Here is a 17066-nt window from a genome sequence, read left to right as displayed (position 1 = left end):
GGGGTTTAAGCCGGGCTTGAAACGCAGGTTAAGCGGGCGCATATATAAGGTGTGACCCGAGCCATGGATTACCGGCCTTGAGCCGCGAGGGATGGCCGCCCCTCCGGGTCACGATTCCCCCAGGTCGATGACCGTATTATTGGCTCGTGCAGCGTCTTTGCGGAATCGCGCCTCGGTCGAGGGCATGATCGCCCGAACACGCATCGCATCGTCAAACCACAGGATCAGCGCGGTTTGACGTTGGGCTTTCGCGGGCTTTGCGCTCTCTGCCACATGGAAGAACCTGTCGAACGGGATCAGCACCCGCAGGGTCTTCAAACCATCGCCGCGATCCTCCAACGCGGCCAGCGTGGCACCATCGACATTGGCAATCAGCGCCATCAGCGCCTTGCGGAACGCGGCATCTGCGGGATCGTGATCCCTAACTACATGCCGGAACGTGTCGTGGTTCACCCAGATCATCCGGTCGGTCAGCCCGGCCTCGGCCGCGATCCGGGTCGGCAACTGGCCGACCGGCGCGCGACCGGGCGCACCATCCATGATGCGCTGCACCCGCCAGCTGGTGGCGATGTCGCGCAATGCCGCTTGGCGCGCGGCCTCGGGCAGCTGATCGAGCTTTTCCGCCAGCATGGCCTCCATGCCCTGCATGCGCATCTGGCCAGGGTTGCGCTGCCAGCCTGGGTCGATGCCCTGCGGGACGATCCGCACCTCGCCGGTGCGCGTGTTCTCGACCACGGTCTGCGGCACGTCGGGTTCCTCGGAAATCCCGCGCCGTGCCGCCTCCGCCTTGGTCACCTGGCGCACCCAGCATTTGCAGCCCCAGCCGTTCGGCGGCATCCACTCGTCCCAGAACGGGCTGTTGGAGTGCCCCCACTGAAGTGGTCCACCCACTGGGATAGAAATATCCTGTTCAGGAGGACCATCAGATGGCAGGCAAGCGAGACAAACCGGAAGACATCGTTCTGAAGCTTCGACAGATTGAAGTGCTTCATGGACAGGGAATGGCAATTTCCGACGCGGTGCGGCAGATCGGCGTGACCGAGCCGACGTATTATCGCTGGCGCAAGCAGTATGGCGGCATGAACCGGGATCAGCTGAAGCGTCTCAAGGAGCTTGAGGCGGAGAACCAGCGGTTGCGGCGCGCGGTGTCAGATCTGACCTTGGACAAGATGATCCTGAGCGAGGCTGCACGGGGAAACTTCTAAGCCCTTCGCGCCGTCGCCAGTGCATTGACCATGTGCGGCAGGCGCTCGGCATATCCGAGCGCCGCGCCTGCCGCATCCTCGGGCAGCACCGCTCGACGCAACGCAAGGTTCCTTGCGGCGCCCCGGACGAAGAACGGCTGACGGAAGACATCATCACGCTCGCTCGCACCTACGGGCGATATGGCTATCGGATGATCACCGGATTGCTGAACAACGCCGGTTGGCATGTAAATCATAAACGCGTGGAACGGATATGGCGGCGTGAAGGGCTGAAGGTCCCGCAAAAGCAGGCAAAGAAGGGTCGGCTCTGGTTGAACGACGGGTCCTGCGTCCGTCTCCGGCCGGAGCACCCGAACCACGTCTGGTCCTATGATTTCGTTCAGGACCGGACACATGACGGACGGCTGTTTCGGACGCTCAATATCATCGACGAATTCACGAAGGAGGCGCTGGTGATCCGTGTAAACCGCAGGCTCAATTCCACCGACGTAATCGACGCCCTGACGGATCTGTTCATCTTGCGTGGCCCGCCTGCGTTCATAAGGTCCGACAATGGCGCGGAATTCATTGCCAAGAAGGTGCAGGGCTGGATCGGCGCAGTTGGTGCCAAGACCGCGTTCATCGAGCCGGGTTCACCCTGGGAGAACGGGTATTGCGAGAGCTTCAACGCTCGATTCCGCGACGAACTCCTGGATGCAGAAGTCTTCTATTCGCTCAGGGAGGCCCAGATCCTCATCGAGCGATGGCGCAGCCACTACAACACTGTCAGGCCGCACAGCTCCCTGGGATACCGCCCACCCGCACCGGAAGCCGTCATCCCAATAGACCAGCGGCCGACGATGCACTAACAATCAACCCGGACCACTCGGTGGGGGCAGTCCACCCCAAGCGGCTTCCTCTTATTCTGTCCCCTGCCATCAACCTGGAGGATTTGGCAGACCATCACCGGGTGGTCGCCACCGCTCGGGTCGAAGGTGAGCGCTTCTTTGGCGGAAAGTTCGTGCCACGGCGTATCCATCTCTACGAGTATCGGTCTGTATCGGAATAGACCGCCCGGAATGTTCTCTGTATGTTCCAAAAAATGCGAACCACAGGGACCGCCATGCTCACCACCATTACCCCCACTGCCCCTGTCGCCCCTTGGCTGGGCGGCAAGCGCAACCTCGCCAAGCGCATCTGCGCCATCATCGACGCCACGCCCTGCGTCACCTATGCCGAGCCCTTCGTGGGGATGGGCGGCATCTTCCTGCGCCGCTCGACCAAGCCGCGGGCCGAGGTGATCAATGACCGCGGCAGGGACATCGCCAACCTGTTCCGGATCCTCCAGCGCCACTACCCGCAGTTTCTCGACACATTGCGCTTCCAGCTGACCACCCGAGCCGAGTTCGAGCGCTTGGTGCGGGTCGATCCCGAGACGCTGACCGATCTGGAGCGGGCGGCGCGCTTCCTTTACCTCCAGCGCACCGCCTTCGGCGGCAAGGTTTCGGGCCGAAACTTCGGCGTCGATCGAGCGCGGCCGGGGCGGTTCAACCTGTCCACCGTGGAACCGATGCTGGAGGATCTGCACAGCCGTCTCGCGGGGGTGACCATCGAATGCCTGGACTGGGCCGACTTCATCCCGCGCTATGACGGCGCCGAGACGCTGTTCTATCTCGACCCGCCCTATTTTGGCTGCGAGGACGATTACGGCAAGGCGATGTTCGAGCGCGCCGACTTCCAGCGCATGGCCCAACTGCTGGCGGGGATTCGCGGCCGGTTCATCCTGTCGCTGAACGACTTGCCCGAGGTGCGCGAGACCTTCGCGGCCTTCGACTTGGCCGAAGTCCGGACCTCCTACAGCATCAGCGGCAAGCGCAACGACCCGGCGGGCGGCCGGGCCGAGCTGTTGATCTCGAACTTTTTGGGTGCCTGATGGTCCGCCGCAGTACGCCGCAGAAGCAGATCGACGACCGCGCCTTTCCGATCCGCGCCTTCTTCAGGATCCCCGCGAACGGATTCGGCAAGGCGATGGCGCCGATGCATCAATGGCTCGACCAGCATGTCGGGCGCAGCGATTACGCTTGGCATAGCGGTGGCTCTCAGGCCTCGGTCGATAGCGTGGCGCTATATTTTCGGGCGCCGGGGCCGCTTCAGGACTTCTGCGCTCGGTTCCCCGACCTGCAACTGGCTGACGGCGTCGGGCATCCGAGCTATACCTCGCCCAATCTGATCACGGCGCCAGGCAGCGGGAGGGACGACCAAGTGTGCCATCTGTATAACCAGCGCCGGGCGGCCGACGAGGTGCGGCAGACCTTCAAAGGGCAGAAGTTCACGAGTGCCGTCGGCAACATGGAGCCGGGCGAGGTCTATCCCAACAGCCCTGGCCCGATCGTCCGCCACGACACCGCCGGCGGCCTGGAATTGGTCTATGCGCGCTGGGGCATGCCGTCGCCGCCTGCAGCCTTGAAGACCCAGCGAGATCCCGGCGTGTACAACGTCCGCAACCTGCGCTCGCCGCATTGGCAGAACTGGCTCGGACCGCGGTGCCGGTGCCTGGTTCCGGTCACTTCCTTTGCCGAGACGCGAGGCCCTGGTCGTGGCAACCAGTGGTTCGCGCCGGTTGATCCTGACCTGCCGATGTATTTCGCGGGCATCGAGACGCGCGGCTGGCGCTCGGTCCGCAAGGTCCGGGACGGCGAGACCGAGGACGATCTCTATGCATTCCTGACGTGCGCGCCCTCGGCCGAGGTCAAGGCGACCAATCCCGATTCCATGCCGGTGATCCTGACCGAGCCTGCAGAGTGGGAGCTGTGGATGTCGGCGCCCGTGGAGATGGTGACCGCGCTGCAGAGGCCGCAGCCCGATGGCGCGTTGCGGCCGGTCGAGGGGCCGGTCTAGCTGAAAATCGTTTGTATGTTCGTCATCGGTGGAATGGCGTCCCGTTGTCGATTTTCCCCCGGATTTTCTTAGCTTTTTCTCAACCTACAACTGCGGACCGAAACTTACGGGCTCAGTTGTAGGTTCGGAAAACTCGACGATGCGCGCTCAACCGCTTCGACAACGGGAAAACACCAGCAAAAGCCGGCCTTTTGGGCTCTGCAACCACACCAAGGCCACCGGGTCTCACAGCCCGTTCAAGCCCGTTTTAAGGCCCTGTGCATGACATCGCGCACGCCCCTTCACGATGGCTCCTCGGGCCTCTCACAGCCTTATTTTGCTGGGCCTTCGCGGGTCTTCGCACCACTTCGGGTCTCTTCGCATTTCCCTGCAAGTATTGGTGTCACACAACAGCCTGGACAGATCGGCTAAAGCGCGTCGGCACCCGCATCTCGATGGACGGCAAGGGGCGGTGCATCGACAATGTCTTCATCGAGCGCCTGTGGCGGTCCCTGAAATACGAATGCGTCTACCTGCATGCCTGGGAAACGGGGTCACAGGCCAAGGCTGCCATTGGCCGATGGATCACCTTCTACAACCACCAGAGGCCCCACACCGCCCATGGTGGACGGCCACCCGCCGTGGTTTACTTCAACAATATCGAAATCGATCAGCAAGCGCAGGCAGTAGCTTAAATATCCCCGAAAACTGTCCAAGGAGCGGGGAGTAGCTCACTTGCGGGTCTGTCCCTCACAGCCAGAGCCGATGTCAGCGACCTTGCGGCATGCTAGGCTGATGATCGCGCTGAAAAAAATCCCGATCAACGATCGCAATCTAACGCAATATCAACGCTCAGGAAATCTTGGCTGGGGCGGTAGGATTCGAACCTACGGTACACGGTACCAAAAACCGTTGCCTTACCACTTGGCCACGCCCCAACTCTGTGGAGGCGTATCTAGCCAAGCTGGCAGGGGGGTGCAAGAGGCATTTCCGAATTTTCTTGTGGACGAAAGTTCAGGCCGGTAAGCGCCCGCCATGGAACAGTTCGATACCGTCATTCTGGGTGCCGGCGCGGCAGGGCTTTTCTGCGCCGGCTCGATTCTCGTCGAGGCGCCGGGCGGCGCGGGACGCATCGCCGTGCTGGATCACGCCAGGGCACCGGGCGAAAAGATCCGCATCTCGGGCGGTGGGCGCTGCAATTTCACCAACCTGGCGAGCGCGCCCGACCGCTTTCTGTCGCGCAATCCGCGCTTCTGCGCCTCGGCGCTGGCGGGGTTCACAGCGCGGGATTTCGTCGATCTGGTGGACCGGGCAGGCATCGCCTGGCACGAGAAGACGCTGGGGCAGCTTTTCTGCGACGGCAGCGCGCGGCAGATCGTCGACTTGCTGCTGCATCGCATGCGCGGCTGCGAGTTGCGGCTGGAGACGAGGGTCGATGCTGTCGACCCCGAACCGGAAGGCTTCGTGCTGCGCGGGCCGCAGGGCGCGCTCAGGACGCGGCGGCTGGTGGTGGCCAGCGGCGGCAAGTCGATCCCGAAGATGGGGGCGACCGGTATCGGCTACGACATCGCCACGCGCTTCGGGCTTGACCTGGTCGAGCCTCGGGCCGGGCTGGTGCCGCTGACCTTTGCCGCGCAGGATCTGGACCTGTGCCGGCCGCTGGCAGGTCTGTCGCTGACCGCCGAGGTCGTGCATGGCAGCGGGCGCGGCCGGACGCGGTTTCGCGACGGGCTGCTCTTTACCCATCGCGGGCTGTCGGGACCGGCCATCCTGCAGGTCTCGAGCTTCTGGCGGCCGGGCGAGCCGATCATGGTCGATCTGGCGCCCGAGCTTGACCTGTCGGCGGCGTTGCGCGAGCTGCGCGGGCAGGGCGGCCGGCTCGCCCTTGGCACGGCTCTGTCGCGCTGGCTGCCCGCGCGCTTGGCCGAGGCGGTCTGCGACGAGCTTGGCCTGGCCGGTGCGCGGCTGGCCGACCAGGGCAATGCGGCGCTGGAACGCCTCGCGAACCGGGTCAATCGCTGGCAGCTGCGCCCCGTCGGCTCGGAAGGCTGGCGCACGGCCGAGGTCACGGTGGGGGGCGTCGACACGCGCGGGCTCGATTCCCGCAGCATGCAGGCCAAGGCCGTGCCCGGGCTCTATTTCATCGGCGAGGTCGTGGACGTGACCGGCTGGCTTGGCGGCTACAACTTCCAATGGGCCTGGGCCTCGGCCCATGCCGCCGCCAAGGCCATCGCGGCCGGCTGATCAGCCCATCACCGGATCGGATTTCGCCAGCGCATCGAACCGCATCAGCGAGGCAACCAGGTCCGGCATGCGGTCCAGCTGGATCATGTTCGGCCCGTCCGAGGGCGCGTTGTCTGGATCCTGATGCGTCTCGATGAAGACGCCGGCGACGCCCAGCGAAACCGCGGCCCGCGCCATCACCGGCGCGAATTCGCGCTGCCCGCCCGAGGAGCCGCCCTGGCCGCCGGGCTGCTGCACGGAATGCGTGGCGTCCATGATCACCGGCCAGCCGGTGCTGGCCATGATCGGCAGGCTGCGCATGTCCGCGACCAGGGTGTTGTAGCCGAAGCTGACGCCGCGTTCGGTCAGCATGATGCGCCGGTTGCCGGTCGAGGCGACCTTGTCGGCGACGTTCGGCATGTCCCAGGGCGCCAGGAACTGGCCTTTCTTGATATTGACCACCGCGCCGGTCTCGCCTGCCGCCAGCAGCAGGTCGGTCTGGCGCGACAGAAAGGCGGGGATCTGGATCACGTCCACCACGGCGCCGGCCATGCGGGCCTGCGCGATGTCATGGACGTCGGTCAGCACCGGGCAGCCGATACGGGCGCGCACCTCTTCCAGCATGCGCAAGCCCTCTTCAATGCCGATGCCGCGTCGCCCCTTCAGCGAGGTGCGGTTGGCCTTGTCGTAGCTGGCCTTGAAAACATAGCCGGCGCCGGCGCGGCGGCAGGCCTCGGCCATGGTCTCGGCGATCATCAGGGCGTGGTCCAGCGTTTCCAGCTGGCAGGGGCCGGCGATCACCGCCAGCGGCAGGTCGTTGCCGAAGGTCACGTTGCCGATCTGGACATGGTTCATGAGGACACCTGTTCGCGCAGGATCGAGGCCGTCAGCGAGAGCATCAGATAGATGCCCGAGAAGATCAGGAAGGCGACGATCGTGTTCTGGAAAGCCTTGGGATAGGTCGCCTCGTCCGGGGGGACGGGTGCGACCGAGAGCGAGAGATAGCGGACCTGCTTGTTGGCCTCGATCCGCGCATTTTCCATCTGCGCGGCGGCGGCGGCCAGCAGCTCCTGCCGGGTCATCAGGTCGGATTCGGCGATGCGGATCTCGCCCGAGATCGAGGCCAGCGAGCCGCGCGCATTGCTGTCCTCGGTCAGCTGGCCGCGGGTGTCGGCCAGCATCTGCTCAAGCCGGCCGATATCGCCCTGGACGCCGGCGACGCGGCTCTGGTTCGGGCGGGCGTTGGATTGCAGCTGGCCCAGTTCCAGCTTCTTCTCGGCCAGCTGGCGCTCGAGCTCGGCGATATGGCCCATGATGACCGAACCCTCGGCCACCGGGTCGAGCACGCCCAGCTTCTGCTGCAGTTCCTGCACCCGCCGCTGGGCTTGCAGCACCTTTTCCTCGGCGTCCTGATAGCTTTCGACCGAGCCCTTCATCTGGTCCTCGCGCAGGCGCGCGGTCATCTGGTCGACCTGGCCCTCGGCATATTTGATCAGGGCCAGCGAGAATTCCTGGCTGAGCTTCGGATCCGGCGCGATCACCTCCATATTGACCACGCCCTCGGTCGGGTCATAGCCGATCTTCACCGAATTCTGGTACAGCTTGTAGGCCTGTTCGTTGGTCGCATCGGGGGCCAGGCGCAGCACCGGGTCGATGGCGGGGTTCTGGAACGCCTGCTTGAAGCCTAGGTCCTTGTCGAGCCGCAGCATGGCGTCGCGCGAGGTCAGGTAGCTTTGCACCGATACCGAGTCGGTGTTGGTCGCCAGCTGCGTGCCGCTGAACAGCCCGCCCAGGCTGCCCGAGCTGGATTTCTCGGCCTGCTGGATCTGGAACTGCGAGATGGTGGCGTAAAGCGGCGTCGCGACGGTGAAGTAATACCAGGCCGCGATCACGGTCGGCAGGCCCACCAGCGCGATCAGCCGTGCCGCCAGCATCATCAGCTTGCGGCGCCGGCGGCGGGCGATGTCCTGCTGGATGCGGATGATCTCGGCGGCGCGGCGATCCTCGGTCAGGGCCTCGCGCGAGGGCAGGTTGGTCTGGCCGGGCGGCAGCGGCACGATCTCGCTGCCGCGACCGCGGCGGGCGGGGCTGTTCTTGCGGGTCGGCACCGGCATGGTGTTCGGCGCGGCCTCGGCCTGGGCCCGCGCGCCCTCCTCGGACAGGATCTTGCCGACGGCGGCGCGGTGGAACGGGTCAATGCCGCGATCACGCAGCATCACCACCGCCTCATGGTCCGATTCGACGTCGATCTCGTGCATGGCGGCGATGCGGCGGGCCATACGCAGCTGGCGGTCGGTCAGATTCTCGGCCCGGACGGCGGCGATGCGCTCGGCCATCGGGGTGGGCGCCGATGCGGCCGGCGCCCGCGGCGCGGCGCCGGGAAAGCGCATGTCGCCGAAGCCGTCGTCGCCGGCCGCCGCCGCGAACAGCTCCTCTGGCGCGGCCTGCGGGCGCTGCGCCGGGTCGCGCTTCTGCACCGAGATCTGCACCTTGCGCGCCGTCTCGACCGCATTCGAGCCGCGACTGACCGCCAGGACCGATTCCTCGCGGGTGATGCGATAGGCGCGGGCCTTAGGCGGTGTAGTCATAATATTGCTTGGCCTCTTCGAGGGTTTCGAACTGATAAAGCTTGCCGTTGCGCAGCACCGCGGCGGAGCTGCAGAATTTCTCGATGGTCTGCGCCTGGTGCGAGACCACCACCACCGTCGCCGATTTCAGCCGGTCATAGAGCACCGAGCCGGCCTTGCGGTTGAACTCCGCATCGGTGGTGGTCGGCATGCCCTCGTCGATCAGGTAGACGTCGAATTCCAGCGCCAGCATCAGCGAGAAGGTGAAGCGCGAGCGCATGCCGGCGCTGTAGGTGCCGACGGGCATGTCGAAATATTCGTCGATGTCTGTCAGCCAGCGGCAGAATGCCTCGACATAATCCGGGTCGAGCCCATAGATGCGGGCGATGAAGCGGGCGTTTTCATTCGCGCTCATGGTGCCGGTGATGCCGCCCATGAAGCCCAGCGGGAACGAGACCCGGCAATCGGTGCGGATCGTGCCCTCGTCGGGCTTTTCCAACCCGCACATCATGTTGATGATCGTGGTCTTGCCGGTGCCGTTCGGCGCCAGGATACCCATCGAGCGGCCCAACTCGATGCGGAACGAGGCCCGTTCGAGGATCACCTTGCGCTGCGTCCCGGTCCAGAACGACTTGGAGACATCGTCGAATTCGATCATCAGCCCGTCCCGAGCCGCGCTTTTGCTGCGGCCACCATGTTGAACCCGCCGCACGTGCTGCCCGGCGGATTTCGCGGACATTATGCGCAGGGGCCTGCGCTGTCCACCTTGGCCGATCAATGCTTGAAATATCGTGAAGGCCCAACTCTTTTTTATCGGGCATTGCGCGCATATCTGCCGGGGATGACCCGCTCCTCCCAGCTTGCGCATGAGATCTCGGCCTGCCGGCTTTGCGCGCCGCGCTTCGCCGCGACCGCGACCCGCCACGCGCCGCGGCCGGTGGTCTGGTTCCGGCCCGGCGCGCGCATCCTGATCGCGGGCCAGGCGCCCGGCCTGCGCGTGCATGAAGCGGGGCGGCCCTTTGCCGACCGCTCGGGCGACCGGCTGCGCGACTGGATGGCGGTTTCGGCCGAGGAATTCTACGACCGGCGCCGCGTCGCCATCGTGCCGATGGCCTTCTGCTTCCCGGGCTATGACGCCAAGGGCTCGGACCTGCCGCCGCCGCCGCTTTGCGCGCTGACCTGGCGCGACAGGGTCATGGCGCGGCTGCGGCCCCGGCTGACGCTGCTGGTCGGTGGCCATGCGCAGCGCTGGCACCTGGGCGCGAAGGCCGGCGTCACCGCCACGGTGGCGTGCTGGCGCGATCATGCGCCGCACATCTTTCCCTTGCCTCATCCGTCCTGGCGCAATACCGCCTGGCTGCGGCGCAATCCCTGGTTTCAGGCCGAGCTTCTGCCCGAGTTGCGCGCCGCCGTCGCCGATTTGCTGAGAGAGCCCGATGACCCCGCTGGATGAGCTTTGCCAAGTTCCCTTTCACGAGGCCGCCGCCCCGGCCCGCGCCCTGATCCTGTCGCGCCTGGCCGATAGCGCGCTTTTCGCCGCGCTGGTGGCGGAACCCGTCGCCGACGCGGCCGAGCTGCGCATGTTCGACCTGCCCGAGGGTCGCTTCGCGCTGGCCTGCGACCTCGAAGAGCGGCTGGCGGGTTTCATCGGCGGGCCGGTCGCCTATGTCGGCCTGCCGGGCCGGGTGCTGGCGCAGGCGCTGGCATCCGAGGGGCAGGGACTGCTGGTCAACCCCGGCCATGCCTCGCAGCTGATGCTGGATGCGCCGATGCTGGCCTGGCTGGTCGAGGCGCTTGAGGCCCGCCCCAGCATGGCGCCCGAGTCGGCGGCGCGGCGGCTTGGCGCGCCTCTGCCCGAGGTGGCGGCGGCCTTGGCCGGGCCGCTGGCGCAGCGGCTGGCGGACATGCGCGGGTTGGTGGAAAGCCTGGCGCTGGTGCTGGCCGAGTGGCCGGATGGGCGCCTCAGCCATCTGCTGATGCCCGAAGGCGTCGCGGCCGAACACCAGCCCGCCGTCGCCAAGGCGCTGGCCGAGTTGCTGGCCTTCCTGCCCGAACTGCCGGGGGGCGTCGACATCGGCTTCGTGGCGGGCGCGCCGCCCGCAGGCGCCCTGATCCTGGCGCCGCCGCCGGAACCTGCGCCCGAGCCGGTGCGCCGCGATCCCAAGGCGCCGCCGCGGCTGCGCTAGGCGCAAACGAAAACCCGCCCCAAGGGGCGGGTCTTTGCGTGATCATCGGATTGTGATCTTTCGCGAGTCAGGCGCCCCAATGGCGGACCGGGCCGCAGTCCATATGGACGAAGTTCGAGCGCGAATATTTGCCGACGCCCCCCGCCTGGCAGGCGGAAGCGGCCTTGTACATCTGCGAGACCGAGCGCGATTTCAGGCGCAGGTCGGCAGCCTTGCCCACCATGTGCAGCGAGTTCCTGGCCACGCCCGAGGACCGCGAACGCAGCATGGCGTTGGTCTTGGGCGAGCGATAGCCCGACAGCATCATGTAGGGTTCGTTGGTTTGCAGCAGCCGGTGCGAGGCTGCGGCGATATCGACGGTGCGCGGGTCGATCCCGATCACCTGGCCCGTGCGCCAGTCGCGCATGAACACGTTGATTTCATTCAGGGCGTCGCGGATATATTTGCCATCGACCCAATAGACGGTGTCGATGCTTTCCCCCGTGCGCCCGGAATACATGCGGATGCGGCGGATGTCGCCGGCGCCCCGCAGCAGCCCGAAGGCATTGGCCATAACCGGCGCGGCTGCCACAGTCGTCGCTGCGAAGGCACCAAGAATGCCCCGTCGCGAGATGGTTTCAAACGTCATGTCAGATCGCCTGTCCTGCTTCGTTTGTGTCGCCGCCCATGGTGGAGCGACCCGTCCCGGTTTAGCCGGAACTGATTAAGAATATGTCACCGCCGCGCGAGCGGAGGGAAGCATTTGATTCCGGGCGCGGCGAAGTTCCGCCATTCTCGGCGGGTTTCCGCCGATCGCCCAACCGATTCGGAACCCGGCAGCAGAATTTTGCGGGGGCGTGCTCGGGCCGCATCACCGGTGCAAGAAAAATCTGCCGGCGCTGGACCGCAAATCCCGCCGATGCGAAGATTTCCGCCACCGGGAAAGGAAATGTAAAAGGTGTCTACCGCAAGATTGATTCGCGCCATGGTTGTTGTCGGGCTGCTGGCCGTCGTGCCGCGCCCGATGCTGGCGCAGGCGCTGGAAACGGCGCCGGTAGCCACCCTTCCGGCCCCGCGGCTGGCCTTTTCCGAACAGGAAATGCAGCTGGCGCGGCAGGTTGCGCGCTTTCCGGCGCTGGCGGATTTCTATGGCACCAACGGGCTGAAGCCGATCTTCCTGGGGCAGGAGGGCGCCGCCCGGCGCGCGGCGCTGATCGACGCGGTGGGGCAGGCGGAATCGCATGGCCTGCCGGCCGCGCGCTATCGCCAGGCGGCCTTGCGCCGGCTGGACGGCTTCGATCCGGACTCCATCGACGAGGAACTGGAATTCGCCCGGGCCTTCGCCGATTGGAGCCACGACATCACCGGCGGCATCCTGGATCCGCGCAAGGTCGAATCCGGCATCCGGCGCGAGGTGACGCGGCCGCGCACCGGCGACCTGCTGCGGGCCTATGCCGGCGCGACCGACCCGGCCTCGGTGCTGGCCGGGCTGCCCTCGCAGGATGCCCGCTATCAGGCGCTGCGCGATGCCTTGGCCAAACAGGCGCGTTTCGTCGTGCCGCAGGGCATGCCGGCGGTGCCCGAGGGGCTGTGGCGCGAAGGGACCAGCGATCCGGCCGTCGCCGCGCTACGGCTACGGCTGGCTGCCATCGGCTTTGCCGCCGCGCCGACCGCGAGCCCGGTGACCTTCGACGCGCCCCTGGCCCAGGCGGTCGCCGGGTTCCAGCAGGTGGTGGGCCTGCCGGCTGACGGCGTCGCCGGGCCGCGCACCGTCGCCCGGCTGAACCGCGGCACCGGCCCCGAGGCCGACGCCATCCTGGTGGCGCTGGAGCGCATGCGCTGGATGAACGGCCACGACCTGAACGCCCGCCATGTCTGGGTAAACCTGCCCGAGTTCAACGCCCGCATCTATGACGGCGGCCGCGAGATCTTCGAGACCCGCGTGGTCATCGGCAAGGCCAACCAGGAATTCGAGACGCCCGAGTTCAGCGAGACGATGAAATACCTGGTCGTGAACCCGCGCTGGAACGTGCCGCGCTCGATCACCGTCAAGGAATACCTGCCGCGGCTGCAGGCCAATCGCAACGCGGTCAGCCACCTGGACGTGGTGGACGGCGCCGGCAAAGTGATCGCGCGCGACCGCATCGACTTCCGCAAGTATTCTGCCAAGACCTTCCCTTACCGGATGCGACAGAAGCCCAGCGACGACAATGCCTTGGGGCAGGTCAAGTTCATGTTCCCGAACCCCTGGAACATCTACCTGCACGACACCCCGACCAAGCACCTGTTCAACCAGTCGAGTCGGGCCTATTCGCATGGCTGCATCCGCATCGGCCGGCCGGTGGACCTGGCGCATGAGCTCTTGCGGCCGCAGGTCGCGGACCCCGATGCGGTGTTCTCCAAGGCGCTGGCCTCGGGGCGCGAGACCTATCTGAACCTGCGCCCGCCGGTGCCGGTGCATCTGGTCTATTTCACCGCCTTCCCGGACGAGACCGGGCAGATCCGGCGTTTCCCCGACATCTATGGCCGCGACGCGCTGGTTCACGCCGCGCTGGTCAAGGCCGGGCTGGATTCTGCCGCCGCGGGTGAATAGATACTGCCCCAACGACAGGGGAGCCCGCATGACCGTCACCATCGCCGACCTGGCCCGAGCCCTTGACGCCCGCCTGTGGGGCGACGGCAGTCTGACCGTTACTGGTGCAGCCGAGGCGGGGCAGGCGGGCCCCGGCCAGATCGCCCTGGCGACCACGCCCGCCTATGCCGAGAAACTGGCGCCGGGCGGCATGGCGCTGCTCGCCGACGGCAGCGACCCCGAGGCTCTAGGGCTGAAGGCCGCGATCCTGGTCGCACGGCCGCGCCTGGCCATGGCGGGGCTGACGCGCGCCTTCGATCCCGGCCCGGGCATCGCCCCGGGCATCCATCCGACCGCCGTGATCGACCCCAGCGCCGAGATCGCCGAGGGCGCCGCCATCGGTCCCTTCGTGGTGATCGGCGCGCGGGTGCGCATCGGGGCAGGGGCGCGCATCGCCGCCCATGTCTCGATCGGGCCGGATACGGTGATCGGGGTGGATGCGCTGCTCCATCCGGGCGTGCGCATCGCCCATGGCGTCAGCATCGGCGACCGGGTGATCCTGAACCCCGGCGTCTCGATCGGCGGCGACGGCTTCTCTTTCGTCACGCCCGAGAAATCCGGCGTCGAGGAGATCCGCCACACCCTGGGCGAGCGCGCCGAGATCCGCCAGCAGCACTGGACCCGCATCCATTCGCTGGGCGGAGTCGAGATCGGCGACGATGTCGAGGTCGGCGCCAATTCGACCATCGACCGCGGCACCATCCGCGCCACCCGCATCGGCCGGGGCACCAAGATCGACAACCTCGTGCAGATCGGCCACAATTGCGTCGTGGGCGAGGACAGCCTGCTTTGCGGCCTGGTCGGGGTCGCCGGCTCGGCCCGGATCGGCAACCGGGTGGTGCTGGGCGGGCAGGTCGGCGTCTCGGACAATATCTTCGTCGGCGACGACGTGATCGCCGGTGGCGCCACCAAGATCTTCACCAACGCGCCCGCCGGCCGGGTGCTGCTGGGCAGCCCGGCGGTTAAGATGGAAACCCATGTCGAGGCGCAGAAGAACATCCGCCGCCTGCCGCGGCTTTACGCGCAGGTGGCAGAGCTTCGTGAAACTGTTAAGAACTTGTTGGACAAGCGCCCCGACGCCGACAAGGCCTGAATGGAGACCGATATGACAGAAGTCCGCGACCGCATCATCCGCATCGTCGCCGAACAGGCGATGCTGGACCCTTCGGAGCTGAAGCTCGACATGTCGCCGCAGGACATCGGCATCGACAGCCTGGGCCTGGTCGAGTCGATCTTCGCCATCGAGGAAGCCTTCGACATCTCGGTGCCCTTCAACGCCAACGAGCCGGAAAAGTCCGAGTTCGACATCTCGACGCTGGGCGCCATCGTCTCGGCGGTGGAAAAGCTGGTCGCTGAAAAGGCATGAGCGCCAAGAAGCTGAAGGGCGAGAAGCCGCCAAAGGCCGAACGCAAGACCGCCAAGGTCAAGGGCAAGATGAAAAGCGCGACCAAGGCGGCGCGCACCCTGCTGGGCCGCGTGATCATGGGCCGTCACGCCAACGGGATGCGCCGCGTGGCGATCACCGGCATGGGCACGGTCAACGCGCTGGGGCGCGACGTGCCTGCGACCTTCGAAGCCATGCGCGAGGGGCGCTGCGGCATCGGCCCGCTGGAATTCCGCGATGTCGAGCGGCTGGCGATCCGCATCGGCGGCCAGGTTCGCGACTGGGAGGCGGAGACCTATTTCAACCGCCAGCAGATCGTCCTCTACGACAAGTTCACCCAATTCACGCTGCTCGCCGCACGCGAGGCGGTCGAGCAATCCGGCCTCGTGTTCGAGGGCGAACTGGGCCTGCGCTCGGGCGTGGTGCTGGGCACCGCCGCCGGCGGCATGAACACCTGGGACGAGAATTACCGCACCGTCTATGAAGAGGGCAAGAACCGCGTCCACCCGTTCGTCGTGCCCAAGCTGATGAACAACGCGGCCTGTTCGCATGTCTCGCTGGAATACGGGCTTCTGGGCCCCAGCTTCACCGTGGCGACGGCCTGCGCCAGTTCCAACCACGCCATGGGCATGGCCTTCAACATGGTGCGCTCGGGCGCGGCGACGGTGATGTTGACCGGCGGGTCCGAGGCGATGCTGTGCTTCGGCGGCGTCAAGGCCTGGGAAGGCCTGCGCGTCATGTCCAAGGACGCCTGCCGCCCGTTCTCGGCCACCCGCAACGGCATGGTGCAGGGCGAAGGGGCAGGGGTTTTCGTCTTCGAGGACTGGGAGCACGCGGTCGCGCGCGGCGCCGACATCCTGGCCGAGGTGGTGGGCTTTTCCATGTCGGCGGACGCGCAGGACATCGTCATGCCCTCGGCCATCGGCGCCGAGCGCACCATCACCAATGCCATGCTGGACGCGCATATGCGCCCCGAGGAAGTGGGCTATATCAATGCCCATGGCACCGGCACGGCGGCGAATGACAAGACCGAATGCGCCGCGGTGGCCCATGCCTTCGGCCATCACGCCGACCGGCTGATGATCTCATCCACCAAGTCGATGCACGGCCACCTGATCGGCGGCACCGGCGCGGTCGAGCTCTTGGCCTGCATCATGGCGCTGCGCGACGGCGTGATCGCGCCGACCATCGGCTATGAGGAGCCGGACCCGGAATGCGCGCTGGACGTGGTGCCGAACACCGCGCGCGAGGCGCGGGTCGAGGCGGTGCTCTCGAACGCCTTCGCCTTTGGCGGCCTGAACGCGGTGATCGCGCTGCGCAAGGCGTAAGAAACGAGAAGCGCCGGTCTGCGGCGCCTTTCTTGCTGTAACGACAAAGAATGCCGTTCGACCACGGCACTGCAGCCAAGAAGTGATTTCATTGATTTGAAAAGTCACAAGTCCCATCACCGTTCGCCACTTTCCTTCCCTAGGTGGTGTTGACAAAAGGGATTCACAGGGTGGCCTGATCGTGATTCAAGCTGGTACCTGCAATGGAGACCAGCTTGGCACGAGACCTGATGTCGGACGAGGAATGGGCGTTTCATGAGCGCTTCATTCTGGCCGTGCGCGCCCCGAACGGGCGCAAGCCCGCAAATCACCGCCTTGTTCTTGATGGGATTTTCTGGATCGCGCGGACCGGCTCTCCTTGGCGCGACCTCCCAGAAGAGTTCGGGAAGTGGTCCAGTGTCTACCGCCAGTTCCGGCGCTGGACCCTGGCGGGGTTGTGGGAGCAGATCCTCGAAGCGCTGAACGAAAGTCGGATCGTGCCGGATGCGCTCCAGATGATCGACAGCACCGTGATCCGCGCCCATCATCAGGCAGCGGGCGCAAAAGGGGGACTCCAAGACAGGGTTTTGGCCGTTCAAGAGGTGGTTTCACGACCAAGGTCCACCTGCGCGTCAATGCTGCCGGGCTGCCAATGAGGTCGGACATCACGCCGGGCCAGACATCGGACTACCTGGGCTTTGATCTGGTCATGGACGACAACCTGCCG

General features: G+C 66.1%; 15 protein-coding genes, 1 tRNA gene and 2 pseudogenes. 12 read left to right on the top strand and 6 right to left on the bottom strand.

All coding sequences use genetic code 11. The features are described from left to right. Positions 1-108: 108 nt before the first annotated feature. Entirely contained in the window at positions 109-891 is a 783-nt protein-coding gene (locus tag ASV56_RS02190) for a hypothetical protein (protein WP_156429046.1), read from the bottom strand. A gap of 35 nt (positions 892-926) precedes the next feature. On the opposite strand from ASV56_RS02190, the gene ASV56_RS02180 reads away from it, so the two are divergent. The 4 genes and pseudogenes from ASV56_RS02180 to ASV56_RS02165 all read left to right on the top strand — a co-directional run. Beyond that, positions 927-2053, top strand: a protein-coding gene (locus ASV56_RS02180) for an IS3 family transposase (protein WP_156429045.1) whose coding sequence is annotated in 2 segments (ribosomal slippage) — positions 927-1191 and positions 1191-2053 — 1128 coding nt in all. Because the reading frame shifts where the segments join, the coding sequence is not laid out codon by codon here. Between the two features lie 254 nt (positions 2054-2307). Next, on the top strand, positions 2308-3117 hold the full coding sequence (locus tag ASV56_RS02175) for a DNA adenine methylase (protein WP_082724704.1): 810 nt from the start codon (positions 2308-2310) through the stop codon (positions 3115-3117). Further along, a complete protein-coding gene (locus tag ASV56_RS02170) occupies positions 3117-4082 on the top strand; it encodes an SOS response-associated peptidase family protein (RefSeq protein WP_216635367.1) in 966 nt (321 codons plus the stop codon). Before ASV56_RS02175 ends, ASV56_RS02170 begins: the two co-directional genes overlap by 1 nt. Positions 4083-4477: 395 nt before the next feature. Then, positions 4478-4756, top strand: a pseudogene (locus ASV56_RS02165) (transposase); the annotation flags it as partial. Positions 4757-4924: 168 nt separating this feature from the next. Here ASV56_RS02165 and ASV56_RS02160 read toward each other — a convergent pair. Then, positions 4925-4999, bottom strand: a tRNA-Gln gene (locus ASV56_RS02160). Between the two features lie 97 nt (positions 5000-5096). Here ASV56_RS02160 and ASV56_RS02155 point away from each other — a divergent pair. Then, positions 5097-6305 (top strand): BaiN/RdsA family NAD(P)/FAD-dependent oxidoreductase, encoded by a 1209-nt coding sequence (locus tag ASV56_RS02155; protein WP_062560602.1) that lies wholly within the window; start codon positions 5097-5099, stop codon positions 6303-6305. Here ASV56_RS02155 and kdsA read toward each other — a convergent pair whose 3' ends face one another. The 3 genes from kdsA to ASV56_RS02140 are packed head-to-tail and all read right to left on the bottom strand — an operon-like array spanning position 6306 to position 9509. Further along, positions 6306-7139, bottom strand: coding sequence for a 3-deoxy-8-phosphooctulonate synthase (gene kdsA, locus ASV56_RS02150; RefSeq protein WP_062560601.1), 834 nt, complete (start codon positions 7137-7139; stop codon positions 6306-6308). Next, entirely contained in the window at positions 7136-8872 is a 1737-nt protein-coding gene (locus ASV56_RS02145; protein ID WP_062560600.1) for a KpsE/RkpR family capsule polysaccharide export protein, read from the bottom strand. Before ASV56_RS02145 ends, kdsA begins: the two co-directional genes overlap by 4 nt. Next, complete coding sequence (locus ASV56_RS02140; protein WP_062560599.1) at positions 8856-9509, bottom strand: ABC transporter ATP-binding protein; 654 nt, start codon at positions 9507-9509, stop codon at positions 8856-8858. Before ASV56_RS02140 ends, ASV56_RS02145 begins: the two co-directional genes overlap by 17 nt. A 183-nt stretch (positions 9510-9692) precedes the next feature. On the opposite strand from ASV56_RS02140, the gene ASV56_RS02135 reads away from it, so the two are divergent. Both ASV56_RS02135 and ASV56_RS02130 read left to right on the top strand, forming a co-directional pair. After that, positions 9693-10304 (top strand): uracil-DNA glycosylase family protein, encoded by a 612-nt coding sequence (locus tag ASV56_RS02135; protein ID WP_062562198.1) that lies wholly within the window; start codon positions 9693-9695, stop codon positions 10302-10304. Beyond that, complete coding sequence (locus tag ASV56_RS02130; RefSeq protein WP_062560598.1) at positions 10288-11037, top strand: SseB family protein; 750 nt, start codon at positions 10288-10290, stop codon at positions 11035-11037. Before ASV56_RS02135 ends, ASV56_RS02130 begins: the two co-directional genes overlap by 17 nt. A gap of 67 nt (positions 11038-11104) precedes the next feature. On the opposite strand, the gene ASV56_RS02125 is transcribed toward ASV56_RS02130, so the two are convergent. Then, on the bottom strand, positions 11105-11665 hold the full coding sequence (locus ASV56_RS02125; protein ID WP_026155082.1) for a YcbK family protein: 561 nt from the start codon (positions 11663-11665) through the stop codon (positions 11105-11107). 336 nt (positions 11666-12001) lie between these two features. Here ASV56_RS02125 and ASV56_RS02120 point away from each other — a divergent pair, with 336 nt between their 5' ends. The 5 genes and pseudogenes from ASV56_RS02120 to ASV56_RS02100 form a co-directional block, all read left to right on the top strand. Next, positions 12002-13609, top strand: a complete 1608-nt coding sequence (locus ASV56_RS02120; RefSeq protein ID WP_062560597.1) for a L,D-transpeptidase family protein — start codon at positions 12002-12004, stop codon at positions 13607-13609. Positions 13610-13637: 28 nt separating this feature from the next. Beyond that, the gene (locus ASV56_RS02115; RefSeq protein WP_062560596.1) at positions 13638-14741 is read left to right on the top strand and encodes a UDP-3-O-(3-hydroxymyristoyl)glucosamine N-acyltransferase; all 1104 of its coding nucleotides are present in this window, start codon (positions 13638-13640) and stop codon (positions 14739-14741) included. 12 nt (positions 14742-14753) lie between these two features. Further along, entirely contained in the window at positions 14754-15014 is a 261-nt protein-coding gene (locus tag ASV56_RS02110; protein WP_062562197.1) for an acyl carrier protein, read from the top strand. A gap of 137 nt (positions 15015-15151) precedes the next feature. Then, positions 15152-16360 carry a beta-ketoacyl-[acyl-carrier-protein] synthase family protein gene (locus ASV56_RS02105; RefSeq protein WP_062562196.1) on the top strand — a complete coding sequence of 403 codons (1209 nt, stop codon included), beginning with the start codon at positions 15152-15154 and terminating at the stop codon, positions 16358-16360. Between the two features lie 203 nt (positions 16361-16563). Then, positions 16564-17066: pseudogene (locus tag ASV56_RS02100) on the top strand (IS5 family transposase); the annotation flags it as partial.

Origin of the sequence: Paracoccus aminovorans (assembly GCF_001546115.1) — a bacterium.
In the GTDB taxonomy this organism is placed as follows: Bacteria; Pseudomonadota; Alphaproteobacteria; order Rhodobacterales; family Rhodobacteraceae; genus Paracoccus; species Paracoccus aminovorans_B.
The sequence above is the reverse complement of the archived record's forward strand: the minus strand, read 5'-3'. Positions and strand labels throughout refer to the sequence as shown.

Excerpts from the sequence above, each read along its gene's own strand:
- ASV56_RS02175 (WP_082724704.1), top strand. The coding sequence starts at position 2,308 with ATGCTCACCACCATTACCCCCACTGCCCCTGTCGCCCCTTGGCTGGGC.
- ASV56_RS02170 (WP_216635367.1), top strand. The coding sequence starts at position 3,117 with ATGGTCCGCCGCAGTACGCCGCAGAAGCAGATCGACGACCGCGCCTTT.
- ASV56_RS02155 (WP_062560602.1), top strand. The coding sequence starts at position 5,097 with ATGGAACAGTTCGATACCGTCATTCTGGGTGCCGGCGCGGCAGGGCTT.
- kdsA (WP_062560601.1), bottom strand. The coding sequence starts at position 7,139 with ATGAACCATGTCCAGATCGGCAACGTGACCTTCGGCAACGACCTGCCG.
- ASV56_RS02145 (WP_062560600.1), bottom strand. The coding sequence starts at position 8,872 with ATGACTACACCGCCTAAGGCCCGCGCCTATCGCATCACCCGCGAGGAA.
- ASV56_RS02140 (WP_062560599.1), bottom strand. The coding sequence starts at position 9,509 with ATGATCGAATTCGACGATGTCTCCAAGTCGTTCTGGACCGGGACGCAG.
- ASV56_RS02135 (WP_062562198.1), top strand. The coding sequence starts at position 9,693 with ATGACCCGCTCCTCCCAGCTTGCGCATGAGATCTCGGCCTGCCGGCTT.
- ASV56_RS02130 (WP_062560598.1), top strand. The coding sequence starts at position 10,288 with ATGACCCCGCTGGATGAGCTTTGCCAAGTTCCCTTTCACGAGGCCGCC.
- ASV56_RS02125 (WP_026155082.1), bottom strand. The coding sequence starts at position 11,665 with ATGACGTTTGAAACCATCTCGCGACGGGGCATTCTTGGTGCCTTCGCA.
- ASV56_RS02120 (WP_062560597.1), top strand. The coding sequence starts at position 12,002 with ATGGTTGTTGTCGGGCTGCTGGCCGTCGTGCCGCGCCCGATGCTGGCG.
- ASV56_RS02115 (WP_062560596.1), top strand. The coding sequence starts at position 13,638 with ATGACCGTCACCATCGCCGACCTGGCCCGAGCCCTTGACGCCCGCCTG.
- ASV56_RS02110 (WP_062562197.1), top strand. The coding sequence starts at position 14,754 with ATGACAGAAGTCCGCGACCGCATCATCCGCATCGTCGCCGAACAGGCG.
- ASV56_RS02105 (WP_062562196.1), top strand. The coding sequence starts at position 15,152 with ATGCGCCGCGTGGCGATCACCGGCATGGGCACGGTCAACGCGCTGGGG.